Origin of the sequence: Oerskovia flava (assembly GCF_026163685.1) — a bacterium.
Taxonomy (GTDB): Bacteria; Actinomycetota; Actinomycetes; order Actinomycetales; family Cellulomonadaceae; genus Oerskovia_A; species Oerskovia_A flava.
Map to the genome: position 1 here is coordinate 127361 of NZ_JAOXSR010000008.1, position 14007 is coordinate 141367.

Here is a 14007-nt window from a genome sequence, read left to right on the forward strand (position 1 = left end):
CGCCATCGCATCTCGGAGCATCCCCCTGGGAATCGAGAGGACTCGTGATGAGGAAGTCACGCCTGACCATCGCCGCCGTGAGCGGCGCCGCCGTGAGCGCACTGCTCCTGAGCGCGTGCGGCCAGAGTGCCGCCGGCAGCTCGGACGAGCTGACGTTCATGTTCCGCGGAGGCGCGGACGAGAAGGCTGCCTACCAGGCGGCGATCGACCGGTTCACCGAGGAGACCGGCGTCACGGTGAAGATGACCGTGACCGACGCCGACCAGTACGCGACCAAGCTCCAGGCGGCCGTGGCCGGGAACAAGGTCCCGGACGTCTTCTACATCGAGCAGGCGAACCTGCAGTCCTACGTCGCGTCCGGCGTCCTCATGGACATCACCGACGCCGTCGCGGAGCAGGGTGTCGACCTCGACAACATCTGGGAGTACGGCGTCAACTCCTACCGGTTCGACGGCGAGCTCCAGGGCACGCCCGACGGCGCCCTCTACGGCCTGCCCAAGGACATCGGCCCGTTCTCCTTCGGGTACAACAAGACCATGCTCGAGGAGGCCGGGATCGACCTGCCGGACCCCGACGTCCCGCTCACCTGGGACGAGTTCGTCGACATCTCCTCCGAGCTCACGACCGACACAGACGGCGACGGCACGGTCGACCAGTGGGGCACCGGGCTGAACGTCCAGTGGAACCTGCAGTCGATGGTCTGGAGCAACGGCGGCGACTGGACGAACGAGGACCGCACCCAGGTCACGGTCGACACCCCGGAGTTCACCGAGGCGCTCCAGGCCTTCGCCGACCTCACCAACGTCCACGACGTGACCCCGTCCGCCTCCGACGCGGCGACCCTCGACACCTACCAGCGCTGGATGGCCGGCGAGATCGGGTTCTTCCCCGTCGGTCCGTGGGACGTCAGCACGTACAACGAGCTCGACTTCGACTACGACCTCATCCCTTGGCCGTCGCTGGGTGGCGACGAGTCGGCCACGTGGATCGGGTCCCTCGGCATCGGTGTCTCGGCGACGACGAACAACCCCGACGCCGCGGTGGAGCTCGCGACGTACCTCTCGACCGACCCCGAGGCGCAGCAGACGCTCGTCGACGCGAACATCCAGATTCCGAACCTCGTGGACGTCGCCGAGGAGTGGGCCTCCGAGGAGGGTGCACAGCCCGCCAACCGACGCGAGTTCCTCGACATCGCCCAGGACTACGGCCGCGCGATGCCGGCCGCCTTCACCTACGGCGCCGAGTGGTACGACGAGCTCTGGATCAACATCCAGCCGGTCATCGACGGGAAGCAGACCGCCGCCGACTACCTCGCCGAGGTGCAGCCCAAGATGCAGGCGCTCCTCGACAAGTCCCACCAGGACGCCGAGCAGGCTCGCGCCGGCTCCTGACCGAGGACATCCAGATGTCGCAGACCACGGACACCGTCACCGATGACGGCCCCGCGCCGGCGGGCAGCTCCACCCCGCCGGCGCGGCGGACACGCAGCGCGAAGGACTCCAACCGCCTGCACCGCACCGAGCACCGCTGGGCGTTGCTGTTCGTCGCGGCACCGGTGGTGGGCTTCCTGACCTTCACGCTCTACCCGATCCTGTTCGCGCTCTACGCGTCGTTCACGAGCTGGAACGGGCTCGGTCCGATGCGCTTCATCGGGCTCGACAACTACGCGGCGCTCCTGCAGGACGAGTACTTCCACCAGAGCCTGTTCAACACGCTGTTCTACATGATCGGCATCCCGATCGGGCTCGTCCTCTCCCTGCTGCTCGCGCTCGCGCTGAACCGCCGGATCGTCGGGCGCACGGCGTTCCGCACGATCTACTACGTGCCCGTGATCTCGTCGCTCGCCGCGATCGCGATCGTCTGGCAGTTCGCCTACAACGGCGACTTCGGCCTGGTGAACCAGGTGCTGGCATGGTTCGGCATCGACGGCCCGGACTGGCTGCAGAACACCGCGACCGTCAAGCCGGCCCTCATCATCCTGGCGGTGTGGAAGGGGCTCGGGTTCTCGATGCTGCTGTACCTGGCGGCGGTGCAGTCGGTGCCGCAGTCGCTCTACGAGGCCGCGTCGCTCGACGGCGCGAACGCGTTCCAGAAGTTCCGGACCATCACCGTCCCGATGGTGCGGCCGGTGACGTTCTTCCTCGTCATCACGAACATCATCGCCGGCGCGCAGATCTTCACGGAGATCAACATCATGACGCCCACGGGCGGGCCGGAGTTCAGCTCCGCGTCCGTCGTCTGGTACATCGTCCGCAAGGCCTTCCAGTACCAGCAGATGGGCTACGCGACCGCGATGGCGATCGTCCTCGGCCTGCTGGTCATGATCGTCACGGTCATCCAGTTCCGGCTCAACCGACGCAACAGCTTCAGCATCGACTGAGGGCAGGAGACACCACGTGACCAGCATCGACCCGGGCCCCGTCCCGGCCACCGCTCCTGCCGTCCTCGCCGGCGCCGACCCGACGGGCACCGACCCCGACGGCGCGCCCCGCACCATCGGGGCGTCCATGCCCTCCCGACAGGGCTCCGCCACCTCCGAGAACCGGGTCGTCAACGCGATCCTGTTCGTCGTCCTCGCCCTCGGCGCGGTCGTGATGATCGCGCCGCTGCTGTGGATGTTCACCACGGCGGTGAAGACCACGCAGGAGGTCTTCGCGCTGCCTCCCGTCCTGTGGCCGTCCGAGCCGCAGTGGGACACGTTCGTGCGCATGTGGACCGAGGCGCCGATCCTCTCCGGTTTCCGGAACAGCTTCATCGTCGCGACGACGGTGACCGTCCTCGGGTCCTTCACGTCGGCCCTCGCGGCGTTCGCGCTCGCGAAGATGCGGCTGCCGCACAAGAACGTCATCTTCCTGGCGCTGCTGTCGGGGATCATGATCCCGTTCCCGACGCTGATGATCCCGCAGTTCGTCATGTTCTCGAAGATCGGCTGGGTCGACACCCTGCTGCCGCTGATCGTCCCCGCCGTGTTCGGGAACATCATCATGGTGTTCTTCCTGCGCCAGTACCTGGAGTCGGTGCCGAACTCGGTCGTCGAGGCCGCCAAGATCGACGGCGCGTCGTACTTCCAGATCTTCCGCGTGATGATCCTGCCGATCATCCGACCGGCGATCGCGGCGCAGTTCATCCTGTGGTTCATGACGGTGTGGAACGACTACCTCGCGCCGATCCTCTACCTGAACTCGGAGGAGAAGCAGACGCTGCAGGTGGTCATCGCCAACCTCAACGTCGAGTTCGCCACCCAGCGCGACTACCCGCTCATCATGGCCGCGTCGTTCGTCGCGCTGCTGCCGATCGTCATCGTGTTCCTCATCTTCCAGCGGCAGATCATCGAGTCGGTCGCCCTCACCGGGACGAAGGGCTGACATGACCTCCACCGCCCTGGTCGATACCTCGCTGCCCGATCCGGACACGTCTGCGTGGGGCGGGCGGCACGCCCACGACCCCACGGCCGTGACGGACGACGACGGCACCTACTGGCTGTTCTCCACCGACGCCTGCTCGACCGGGCCGGTGCGCGGCGGCGTGCAGGTGCGCCGCTCGCGCGACCTCGTCACGTGGGAGTTCCACGGCTGGGCGCTCGACGGCGTCCCCGAACCCGCGCGCCGGTGGTCCGGCGCGGAGGGCCTGTGGGCGCCCGACGTCGTCCGGGTCACACCCGGCCCCGGTCGCGCGGTCTGGCGGATGTACTACTCGGCGTCGACCTTCGGGTCCCGGACATCGGCGATCGGTCTCGCGACCGCCGCGCACCCCGGCGGGCCGTGGACCGACGAGGGCCTCGTCGTCGTCAGCCGGCACGACACCCCGGGCCCCAACGCGATCGACGCCAACCTCGTCGTGACGCCCGAGGGCGCGCACCACCTCGTCTACGGATCGTTCTTCGGCGGTATCCACGCCCTTGAGCTCGATCCCGCGACCGGGTTCGCGCTCGACGCGCGGCGGCCCGGGGCGCCCGCCTCCTCGCCGGGCGTGCTCCTGGCCCGCCGGCCCGCCGCCGTCGACGGGGCCGTCGAGGGCGCGTTCGTCCTGCCGCGCCCGGGAGGCGGCTGGGCGATGCTGGTGTCCTACGACTCCCTCTCCTCGACCTACCACGTGCGCGCCGCCGTGGCGCCGGACGTCACCGGTCCGTGGCGCGACGCCCGGGGGCACGCCCTGACGGACCTGGAGACCGACCCGACGCGGGTGGGCACCACGGTCCTGGCGAGCCACCGGCTCACCGGTGGCCGCCGCTGGCTCGCCCCGGGGCACGGCTCGGTCGTCACCACCCCGGACCACCAGGTGTTCGTGCACCACGTGCGCGACGGCGACGCACCGACCGAGCACGAGGTCCAGTCCCGGCGGCTCGTGTGGACGCACGGCGGCTGGCCGCTCGTGTCGCCGCAGCCGTGGGCGGGCGACCGCGAAGAGGACGACCAGGACGCGTGGCCCGACGACGCCGCGGCTCTCCTCGGCACGTGGGAGGTCGTGACGTTCGACGGCCCGACCGACCAGGTCACGCTGTCCCGCGAGGTCACCGAGACCGGTACCGGCCTCCCGGACGCCGAGGCGCACGGCCGCGGGCGCTTCACCCTGGCCGCGCCCCCCGCCTGGGCGACGGCCGACGCTGGGCCGTGGGACGTCGTCGTCCTCCCGTCGTGGGACGCGGTGCGCGGGCAGCGGGCGCTGTCGTTCACGGCCCTCGACGCCCGGGGCGTCGTCACGGTCGGCACGCGGGTCGGATCATGATCGACGGCGAGCCCGGCGGCTGGGCGGGCCGCGTCATGGTGTTCCTGCGCGTGGCCGCGCACCTCGTCGCGGTGAACCTGCTCGTGGGGCTGGGCACGCTCGTCGGGCTGGGTGTCGGCGGGCTCTTCCCCGCGCTCGACGCCGGAGGCCGGCTGCTCGCGCGGCTGGCGGCCGGCGACCCGTCCGACCGGCTGTGGCGCGACTTCTGGTCCGCCTTCGCCCGCGGGTGGCGGCGGTCGGTCCTCGTCGGGGTGCCGTTCTGGTGCGCCGGTGCGTTCGTCGCCGCCGACCTCCTGGTGCTGCGCGCCGTCGCACCCCTGGACGGCGGACCGGTGGCAGCCCTCCTGCTCGGCGGCGTCGTGCTGCTCGCCGTGTACCTGCTCGTCGCGCTCGCCTACGTCCCGCCGACGCTGCGCCGCTACGACGAGCCCGTCGGCCGCACCCTGCGGTTCGTGGCGCTCGCCCCGCTGCTGTCCCCGCTGACGGCGCTCGCCGTGGCGGTCACGACCGTCGTCGTGGTGATGGCCTGCACGGCGGTGTCGGTCCTCGCGCCGCTCGTGGCCCTCAGCCTTCCCCTGCTGCTCGGTGGGCTGCTGGTGGACCGTTGGCTCGACGTGATCGACCGCGCGGCCGCCACGTCACCCGCTCAGGCGAGGATCGAGCGCCCCGGGACCGCCGCGACGGGCACGCTCGCGCTCTGACCCGCGGTGGACTCGCGCTCGACGATCTCGAAGTCGGCGATCACCCGCTCGTAGGGGCGCTCGCTGCTGTCCTGGATCCGCGCCAGGAGCAGGTCGATCGCCGTGCGCGCGATCTGCTCGCGCCCCGGCGAGACGGTCGTCAGCGTCGGCGACGCGTAGGCGGCGTCCTCGATGTCGTCGAACCCGACGACGGCGATCTCGCCGGGCACGTCGACGCGGCGGTCGTGGAGGGCGTGCAGCGCGCCGAGCGCTAGGGCGTCGTTGAGCCCGAAGACCGCGTCGATCTCGACGCCGGCGTCGAGGAGCCGCGCCATCGCCTCGGCACCCGTCGACCGGTGCCACAGCCCGGCCTCGGCGACGAGGGCGGGGTCGTACGCCACGCCTGCCGCCTCGAGCGCCTCGCGGTAGCCGCGCACTCGCAGCGCGGCCGAGCCGACGGCCTCCCCCTCGTGCGCACCGACCACCGCGATACGACGACGGCCGATCCCGAGGAGGTGCTCGGTGACGGCACGCGCAGCCTCCACGTTGTTCATCGTCACGTGGTCGGCAGGCCCGCCGAAGATGCGCTCGCCGAGGAGCACGACGGGGTACGGGACGTCGAGCGCAGCCCCGTCCTCGGGGCCGAGCGCGAGCGGGGAGTAGATGAGGCCGTCGGTGAGCTGGCGCCGTTCGCTCGTGAGGACCTCGAGCTCCCGCTCGCGCACGGCACCCGTCTGCTCGATGAGGACGATCACGCCCCGCTGCTCGGCGGCACGGATGACGGAGTCGGCGAGCTCGGCGAAGTACGGCAGGGAGAGCTCGGGCAGGGCGAGTCCGACGATGCCGGTGCGGCCCTGGCGCAGGTTGCGCGCCGAGATGTTGACGCGGTAGCCGAGGGCCTCGATGGCCTCCTCGACGCGTGCCCGCGTGCCGGGCCGGATGTGGGGGTAGCCGTTGACGACGTTGGACACGGTCTTGATCGACACGCCCGCCCGCGTGGCGACGTCGTTCATCGTCACCGCACCGCGCCCAGGCGTCGTGCCGTTCTTCCTCGCCCCGTTCACCGCGTCAGCCTCCCGTGCCACCACGTCCCGGCCACGACGTCGTCACCGGGTCCCACGTCCGCGAGTGTGTCACGGTCGACCCGCCGCGGGGAAGGACGATCCTACAACGTTGTAGAACGCTGTGGCCCGGCCGGGGTTGAGCGGATCGACCCGGGCTGGTTCGCTGGCAGCATGACCCTCGGCTCCCTCGTCCTCCTCCGCCACGGCCAGAGCACGTACAACGCCGAGAACCGCTTCACCGGCATGCTCGACGTGCCGCTGTCCGCCCGCGGCGCCGACGAGGCGGCCACGGCCGGGGCGCACCTCGCCGAGGCGGTCCGTCGCGACCCCGCACTGACGCCGGCCCGCGTCGTGACCTCCCCGCTCGTGCGCGCGTCGGCCACCGCCTCGATCGTCGCCGCCACGCTGCCCGGACCGCCCCCGCTCGACGTCGACTGGCGGCTCGTCGAACGCCACTACGGTGCGTTCACCGCCGAGCTGCGCGAGACCGTGCGCACCGAGCACGGCGAGGCGGCCTACTGGGAGTACCGCCGCTCGCTCGACCACCGGCCACCACCCCTCGAGCCCGGCACCCGCGCGCACACGCTCGTCGACGACGTGCTGCTGCGCCTGCCCGACGCCGCCCGCGCGGCCCTGCGCCGTGGCACCGAGTCGCTCGCCGACGTCGTCGCCCGGCTCGCCCCGTTCTGGGCCGAGCTCCAGGGGGACCTGGCCGCGGGCCGCAGCGTCCTCGTCGTCGGGCACGGCAACAGCCTGCGCGCGCTGTCGCTGCTGGTGGACCGGCTCACGCCCGAGGAGGTGCAGGACCTCAACATCCCGACCGGACACCCCCTGGTGCACCACGTCGAGCAGACGCCGGACGGCGGGCTCCGCCCGGTCCCCCGGGGCGGGACCTACCTGGACGCGCGGGGCGCCGAGGTCGCCCTCGAGGTTCTCGACGCGCGTGGCGGGACGTAGGGCCGCACACAACCTACGCATCCGTAAGTTACCGTGTGGTACGTGAACTCCTTGGCGACGCGGCCGTGGCTCGACCGCTACTCCCCCGGTGTCCCTGCGACCGTCGACGTGCCCGACGAACCCGTCACCGCGGCGCTCGGCCGCGCCGCCGAGCGATGGCCCGACCGCGTCGCCGTCGACTTCATGGGGCAGGCGACGACCTACGCGCAGCTCGACGCCGAGGTCGACCGCGCCGCCGCGGCGCTGCACACGCTCGGCGTCCGTCCCGGCGACCGCGTCGCGCTCGTGCTGCCCAACTGCACGTCCCACGTCGTCGCGTTCTACGCCGTCCTGCGCCTGGGTGCGATCGCCGTCGAGCACAACCCCACCTACACCGCCGAGGAGCTGGCGCACCAGCTCACGGACTCGGGCGCGAGCGTCGCCCTGGTGTGGCGCGTGGCCGTGCCCGCCGTGCTTGCGGCCCGCACGTCCCTCGGCGCACAGGACCCCGTCCGCGCGGTCGTCGCGGTCGACCTGACCGGCGACCTGCCCCTGCGCTCGCGCCTCGCGCTGCGTCTGCCCGTGCGGAAGGCCCGTGCGCTGCGGGCCGCGATGACCGGGCCGGTACCCGACGACGTCCCCCGCTGGGACCGGCTCGTCGATGCCGCCGTCCCGCTCGAACCGTCGGCGGACCGGCCCGCGCCCACCGGCGACGACGTCGCGCTCCTGCAGTACACCGGCGGCACCACGGGCGTGCCCAAGGGAGCGGTCCTCACGCACCGCAACCTCGTCGCGAACGTCGTGCAGGGCGAGGCGTGGGCGCAGTTCCACGGCGGGCAGGACGTCGTCTACGGGATCCTGCCGTTCTTCCACGCGTTCGGCCTGACGTTCTGCCTCACCCTTCCGGCCCGCATCGGAGCGACGCTCGTCGCCTTCCCGAAGTTCGACCCGGAGGCCGTCGTCGCCGCCCAGCGGCGTCGGCCCGCGACGTTCCTGCCGGGCGTGGCCCCGATGTTCGGCCGGATCGTCGACGCGGCCGAGCGCGCCGGCGTCGGGCTCCGCTCCATCGAGCTCGCGTTCGCCGGCGCCATGCCCATCACCCCGGGAACGGCCGAGCGGTGGGAGCGCGCGACGGGCGGCCTGCTCATCGAGGGCTACGGCATGACGGAGTCGTCGCCCGTCTCGCTCGGCAACCCGTGCTCCGCGGACCGCCGGCCGGGGACGCTCGGTCTGCCGTTCCCCAGCACGGACATCCGCGTCGTCACACAGGACACGGAGAGCGGCGGAAGCGCCGAGAGCAGTGGCGTGACCGACGCCGTCCCCGACGAGGGCGGCACCGTGCGCGGCGAGCTCCTGGTCCGCGGGCCGCAGGTGTTCTCGGGGTACTGGGACCGACCGGAGGAGACGGCGTCCCAGCTGCTCGACGGCGGCTGGTTGCGCACGGGCGACGTCGTCACCGTCGACACGGACGGCGTCGTCACCCTCGTCGACCGCATCAAGGAGCTCATCATCACCGGCGGCTTCAACGTCTATCCCTCCCAGGTCGAGGACCACCTGCGCGAGATGCCGGGCGTGACGGACGTCGCCGTCGTCGGGCTGCCCGACGACCGGTCCGGCGAGCAGGTCGTCGCCGCGATCGTCGCCGAGCCGGGGACGTCCGCCCCGACCCTCGCCGCGGTGCGGGCCTGGGGCGAGTCCCGGCTCGCCCGGTACGCGCTCCCCCAGGAGGTCGTGGCCGTCGACGAGCTGCCGCGCTCGCAGATCGGCAAGGTCCTGCGGCGCGTCGTGCGCGAGGACCTCCTGCGCGGGCGCTGAGGGAACCGGACGCAGCGGGTGAAGTCCGCCCGCACCGGGCGTTCCGTTCGGGGCAATCCGCGACACATCGTGCGCCGACACCGCGTAGCGGGCAATACTGGCCCGGTGACGGAGGTCCAGGCGGTCCGCGATCTCGTCGAGGCCGGCCTCGGCGAGCCGGTCGCCGACGAGTCCTTCGACCGCTTCGCGCGCCTCGTGCGCCGCCAGCTCGGGGTCCCCACCGCGCTCGTCGCGCTCGTGCTCGAGGACGAGCAGGTCCTGCCCGGGGCGCTCGGGCTGCCGGAGCCCGTGCAGACCGAGCGGCGCATCCCGCTGACCCACTCGTTCTGCCGCTTCGTCGTCGACACCCGGCAGCCGCTCGTCGTCCAGGACGCCCGTGCGGTGCCCGCCCTGCGGGACAACCCCGCCATCGACGCGCTCGGTGTCGTGGCGTACGCGGGCTTCCCGATCTTCGACCAGCGCGGCCGCGCCGTCGGCTCGTTGTGCGCGATCGACGCCGTCCCCCACGAGTGGACCGAGACGCAGCTCGCCACGCTGACCGACCTCGCCGCGGCGTGCACGTCGGAGCTGCGCCTGCGGGTCGAGCGGGAGCGCGCGCGGCGGATGCAGCACGTCGCGCTGCAGGCCACCCGCCGCAACCGGCTCCTGCTCGAGCTGAGCGAGGCCTTCGGGGACGCCCAGTCCGTCGAGGACGTCGTGGAGACCCTCGCGATCGTCGGCGCCGGCGGGATCGGCGCGCGCTACGCGGGTCTCGCGCTCCTCGACCCTGGGCGCAAGAGCATGACCTACACGACGCTCGACCACCTCGAGCCGCGCCTCTCCCGGTCCTACCGCCGGGTGCGGCTCGACGACCCGCGGCCGAGCGCGTACGCCGCGCGCACGCAGGAGACCGTCTGCTTCCGCAGCACCGACGAGCTCGTGGCGAGCTTCCCGGCCACCCGGGACTTCGTGGACACGTCCGTCGGGGCGCGGGCGTTCATCCCGGTGCTGTCCGGTCCTCGGCTGCTCGGTGTCCTCGCCCTCGCGTGGGACGCCGAGAAGGACTTCGACAAGGAGTCGATGTCGGTCAAGCTCGCTCTCGCGACCTACACCGCGCACGCGCTCGAGCGCGTGCGGCTCCTCGACGAGCGCCGCGAGGCGGCCAAGACCCTGCAGGCCGCGATGCTCACCGCACTACCCCAGGTGCGCAACCTCGAGCTCGCCTCGACCTACTCGCCCGCGACGCGCACGGACCAGGTCGGGGGCGACTGGTACGACGCCGTCGTGCTCGACGACGACGCGGCGGTCCTCATGATCGGCGACGTCACGGGCCACGACATGCGGGCGGCCGCCGAGATGGGCCAGCTGCGCTCCATGCTCCGCACCTTCGCGTGGAGCCAGGACGAGGCGCCGGCGACGCTGCTGCGGATGCTCGACAAGGCGAACAGCGGGCTCGCGCTGCAGGCGAGCGGCACGGCGGTCGTCGCCCGCATGGACCGGCACGTCCCCCGGGCGCCGCAGCGACGCTCACGCCGCCGCGGCACGCACGCGGCCGAGCCCGAGCCGGAGGTCGTGCGCGGCGTGTCCTACGACCTCACGTGGTCGAACGCGGGCCACCTGCCGCCCCTCGTCCTGCGCGACGACGGCCGGGTCGACGTGCTCGACGGCGACCCCGACCTCATGCTCGGGTTCGTGCCGGGCACGTCCCGCCGGGACCACTCGACCGTCCTGCACCCCGGGGACACGCTCCTGCTGTACACCGACGGTCTCGTCGAGCGGCGCGGCACGTCGATCGGCAGCCGGATCGAACGGCTCGCTGCCGCGCTCGGCGAGCACCACGGGGGGTCGACGAGCACGCTGCCGTCCGCCCTGGTGCGTCGGCTGGTCGGCGAGCGCCAGCGGGACGACATCGCGGTGCTCGCGGTCCGGGTGCGGCACGGGATCGGGGTCCCGGGGCCCGTCGGCGGCGAACCTGCCCTCGTCGCCCGCCCGGTCCCGTACTCCTCGGCCGCCATCGCCCCGGCCCGCCGGTGGGTGGACGACGTCCTGGAGAGCTGCGAGATGTCCCGCGACGCCCGGCGCACGGCGATGCTGCTCACGAGCGAGATCCTCACCAACGCGTTCGAGCACGGCGAGCCGCCGCTCGAGGTGGTCGTGGAGTCGGACCACCAGCGCGTCCGGGTCGGTGTGCAGGACAGCTCGCCGCGGGAACCGACCGTGAAGTACCCGCAGCCGCACGAGCCCGGCGGGCGCGGGGTGCAGTTCCTCGAGCGCTACGCGAGCCGCTGGGGGGTCGAACGGCACCCGGTCACCGCGCCGCACCACGCGTCGGAGCCGCGGCCCGGTCCGGCCAAGACGGTCTGGTTCGAGATGGATCGGTCCCGCACCCCGACCTGAGGTCGTGTCGGACCGCAGGAGTAGCGTGTGTGGTCTGGCTCACGGACGCCGAGAGGGACACCATGACGGATCTCGCCACCACCCAGGGCACCACGACGAAGGACGGGGCGCGCGCGCCGGGGGACCGTCCGGTCGTCGCCTCCGAGGAGGAGCTCGGAGCCCTCCTCGAGACGTACCGCGCCGAGCTCACGGGCTACTGCTACCGGATGCTCGGGTCCTCGTTCGAGGCCGACGACGCGGTCCAGGACACCATGGTCCGCGCCTGGCGGGCCTACGAGCGCTTCGAGGGCCGCTCGTCGCTGCGGTCCTGGCTCTACCGGATCGCCACGAACGTCTGCTTCGACGCCCTGTCGGGTCGCGGACGACGCGAACGACCGATGGGCCTGGGCGCGGCGCAGACCGCCGAGCTGTCGAACCTCGGCCTCGAGCTGCCCGAGGAGACATGGGTCCAGCCCGTCGCCGACGACCAGGTCCTCCCCCGCGAGGGAGACCCGGCGGACGTCGCGGTCGGCCGCGAGAGCATCCGCCTGGCGTTCGTCGCAGCGCTGCAGCACCTGCCGCCCAAGCAGCGGGCCGTGCTGATCCTGCGGGAGGTCCTGCGCTGGCAGGCATCGGAGGTCGCGACCCTCCTGGAGACGTCGGTCCCCTCGGTCAACAGCGCCCTGCAGCGTGCTCGGGCGACGATGACGGCACGCGCCCGCTGGTCGAGCGACACCGCGGACGGCGGGGCGTCGGACGACGCCTCACCGGCCGACGAGGAGCAGCACCTGGCCGCCGCCGAGCAGGCTCTGCTCGAGCGATACATGGACGCGTTCGAGCGCTACGACATGGACGCGCTCGTCGCCCTGCTCCGGGAGGACGCGACGCTGTCGATGCCGCCCTACGCCCTGTGGCTGCAGGGACCCACCGAGATCGTGCGGTGGATGGTCGGCCCGGGCCACGAGTGCGAGGGCTCCCGGATGGTCCCCGTGCGCGCGAACGGCTCCATCGCGTTCGGCCAGTACCGGCGCAGCGCCGACGGCGGGCACGAGCCCTGGGCGTTGCAGGTCATCGAGACCGAGGGCAGTCGGGTGACGGGCATCAACGCGTTCCTCGACACCGGGACGTGGTTCCCCCGCTTCGGGCTCCCGGAGCGCCTCGACACCTGACCCGCTGGCGGCCCGGGCACCTGGGCACCACCATGTCGTCATGGAGAGCACCCTCGTGCCCGGGCTCGCGGTCGTCGTGGCGCTCGGCGTGGCCGGGCAGGTCGTCGCACGTGCGCTGAGGGTGCCGTCGGTCCTCGTGCTGCTCGCGCTCGGCCTCCTCGCCGGGCCCGTGCTCGGACTCGTCGACCCTGACGAGCTGCTGGGGGACGCCCTGTTCCCGCTCGTCTCGCTCGCGGTCGGGCTGCTGCTCTTCGAGGAGTCGCTCAAGCTCGACCGGGCCCGCCTGCGGGGCGGCGCCCGGCGGCCCGTCGCCCTGCTGGTCACGCTCGGCGCAGTCCTCACGGGCCTCGGCGCGACGGCGATCGCCTGGCTGGTGCTCGACCTCCCGCTGTCCCACGCGGGGGTGATCGGGGCGATCCTCATCGTGTCCGGGCCGACCGTCGTCGGACCGCTGCTGCAGGTCATCCGCCCGAAGCAGCCGCTCGAGTCGGTGCTGGCGTTCGAGGGGATCTTCATCGACCCGATCGGGGCGGCCGTCGCGCTCACGGTCGCGAACGTCGCGCTGCACGCCGAGAGCGCGCACCTCGGATCGACGATGATCAGCGGTGTGCTCACCGGGACGGTGGCGGCGGCCGCGTACGTCGCCCTGATCAGGTGGACGCCCGTCCCGCGCGCCACCGAGGTCGCCCTCGCGTTCGCGACCGCCCTCGGCACGTACGCGGTCGCGGAGTCGATCCACGAGGAGGGCGGGCTGTTCGCGACGACGGTGCTCGGGCTGGTGCTGGCGAACCAGCGCTGGGCGGACATCGAGCCGCTGCACGAGTTCGGCAGCCACATCGGCCTGCTGCTCATCGGTTCCCTGTTCATCCTGCTCGCCGCCCGCATCGAGCTCGGCGCGCTCGCCGCGTACGCGCTGCCCACGCTGGTGATCGTGGCGCTGCTCGTCCTCGTGCTGCGCCCGCTCGTCGCGGCCGCAGCGACGGCCGGGAGCGTGCTGACGCTGCGCGAGCGCGCCATGGTGGGCTGGATGGCGCCGCGCGGGATCGTCGCGGCGTCGACGGCGTCGGTGTTCGCGCTGCGGTTCGAGGACGCCGGCGAACCGTTCGAGGCCCTGGTACCCGTGGTCTTCGGCGTGGTCCTGCTCACCGCCGTCGTCTACGGGCTGACGGGGCCGCTCGTCGCACGTCTGCTCGGTGTGCGCTCGCCGGCACCGGAGGTCCTCGACCCCGACGGAGTGCCGGTCACCAGGTAGGCGGCGCAGTC

Annotated in this window: 11 protein-coding genes; 10 read left to right on the forward strand and 1 reads right to left on the reverse strand. The window is 72.6% G+C overall.

Features of this window, described 5'->3' with window-relative positions:
• The first annotated feature begins 47 nt into the window (after positions 1–47).
• The 5 genes from OHL10_RS13735 to OHL10_RS13755 are packed head-to-tail and all read left to right on the forward strand — an operon-like array spanning position 48 to position 5426.
• Positions 48–1391 (forward strand): ABC transporter substrate-binding protein, encoded by a 1344-nt coding sequence (locus OHL10_RS13735; protein ID WP_265522792.1) that lies wholly within the window; start codon positions 48–50, stop codon positions 1389–1391.
• 14 nt (positions 1392–1405) lie between these two features.
• The gene (locus tag OHL10_RS13740) at positions 1406–2380 is read left to right on the forward strand and encodes a carbohydrate ABC transporter permease (protein WP_265522793.1); all 975 of its coding nucleotides are present in this window, start codon (positions 1406–1408) and stop codon (positions 2378–2380) included.
• Between the two features lie 16 nt (positions 2381–2396).
• Entirely contained in the window at positions 2397–3365 is a 969-nt protein-coding gene (locus OHL10_RS13745) for a carbohydrate ABC transporter permease (RefSeq protein ID WP_265522794.1), read from the forward strand.
• A gap of 1 nt (position 3366) precedes the next feature.
• Positions 3367–4725 (forward strand): arabinan endo-1,5-alpha-L-arabinosidase, encoded by a 1359-nt coding sequence (locus OHL10_RS13750; RefSeq protein ID WP_265522795.1) that lies wholly within the window; start codon positions 3367–3369, stop codon positions 4723–4725.
• The gene (locus OHL10_RS13755; protein ID WP_265522796.1) at positions 4722–5426 is read left to right on the forward strand and encodes a DUF624 domain-containing protein; all 705 of its coding nucleotides are present in this window, start codon (positions 4722–4724) and stop codon (positions 5424–5426) included. The genes OHL10_RS13750 and OHL10_RS13755 overlap by 4 nt, the downstream gene beginning before the upstream one ends.
• Here OHL10_RS13755 and OHL10_RS13760 read toward each other — a convergent pair.
• Positions 5372–6418, reverse strand: coding sequence for a LacI family DNA-binding transcriptional regulator (locus tag OHL10_RS13760; protein WP_265522797.1), 1047 nt, complete (start codon positions 6416–6418; stop codon positions 5372–5374). The two genes, OHL10_RS13755 and OHL10_RS13760, sit on opposite strands and share 55 nt — an antisense overlap.
• Before the next feature lie 222 nt (positions 6419–6640).
• On the opposite strand from OHL10_RS13760, the gene OHL10_RS13765 reads away from it, so the two are divergent.
• From OHL10_RS13765 to OHL10_RS13785, 5 genes are all read left to right on the forward strand, one after another.
• Positions 6641–7426: a 2,3-bisphosphoglycerate-dependent phosphoglycerate mutase gene (locus tag OHL10_RS13765; RefSeq protein WP_265522798.1), complete on the forward strand. Its 786-nt coding sequence runs from the start codon at positions 6641–6643 to the stop codon at positions 7424–7426.
• A 42-nt stretch (positions 7427–7468) separates the two neighbouring features.
• Positions 7469–9220, forward strand: coding sequence for an AMP-binding protein (locus OHL10_RS13770; protein WP_265522799.1), 1752 nt, complete (start codon positions 7469–7471; stop codon positions 9218–9220).
• Positions 9221–9325: 105 nt separating this feature from the next.
• Positions 9326–11596: a SpoIIE family protein phosphatase gene (locus OHL10_RS13775; protein WP_265522800.1), complete on the forward strand. Its 2271-nt coding sequence runs from the start codon at positions 9326–9328 to the stop codon at positions 11594–11596.
• 29 nt (positions 11597–11625) lie between these two features.
• Positions 11626–12744 (forward strand): sigma-70 family RNA polymerase sigma factor, encoded by a 1119-nt coding sequence (locus OHL10_RS13780; RefSeq protein WP_265522801.1) that lies wholly within the window; start codon positions 11626–11628, stop codon positions 12742–12744.
• A gap of 40 nt (positions 12745–12784) precedes the next feature.
• A complete protein-coding gene (locus OHL10_RS13785) occupies positions 12785–13996 on the forward strand; it encodes a cation:proton antiporter (protein ID WP_265522802.1) in 1212 nt (403 codons plus the stop codon).
• Positions 13997–14007 lie beyond the last annotated feature (11 nt).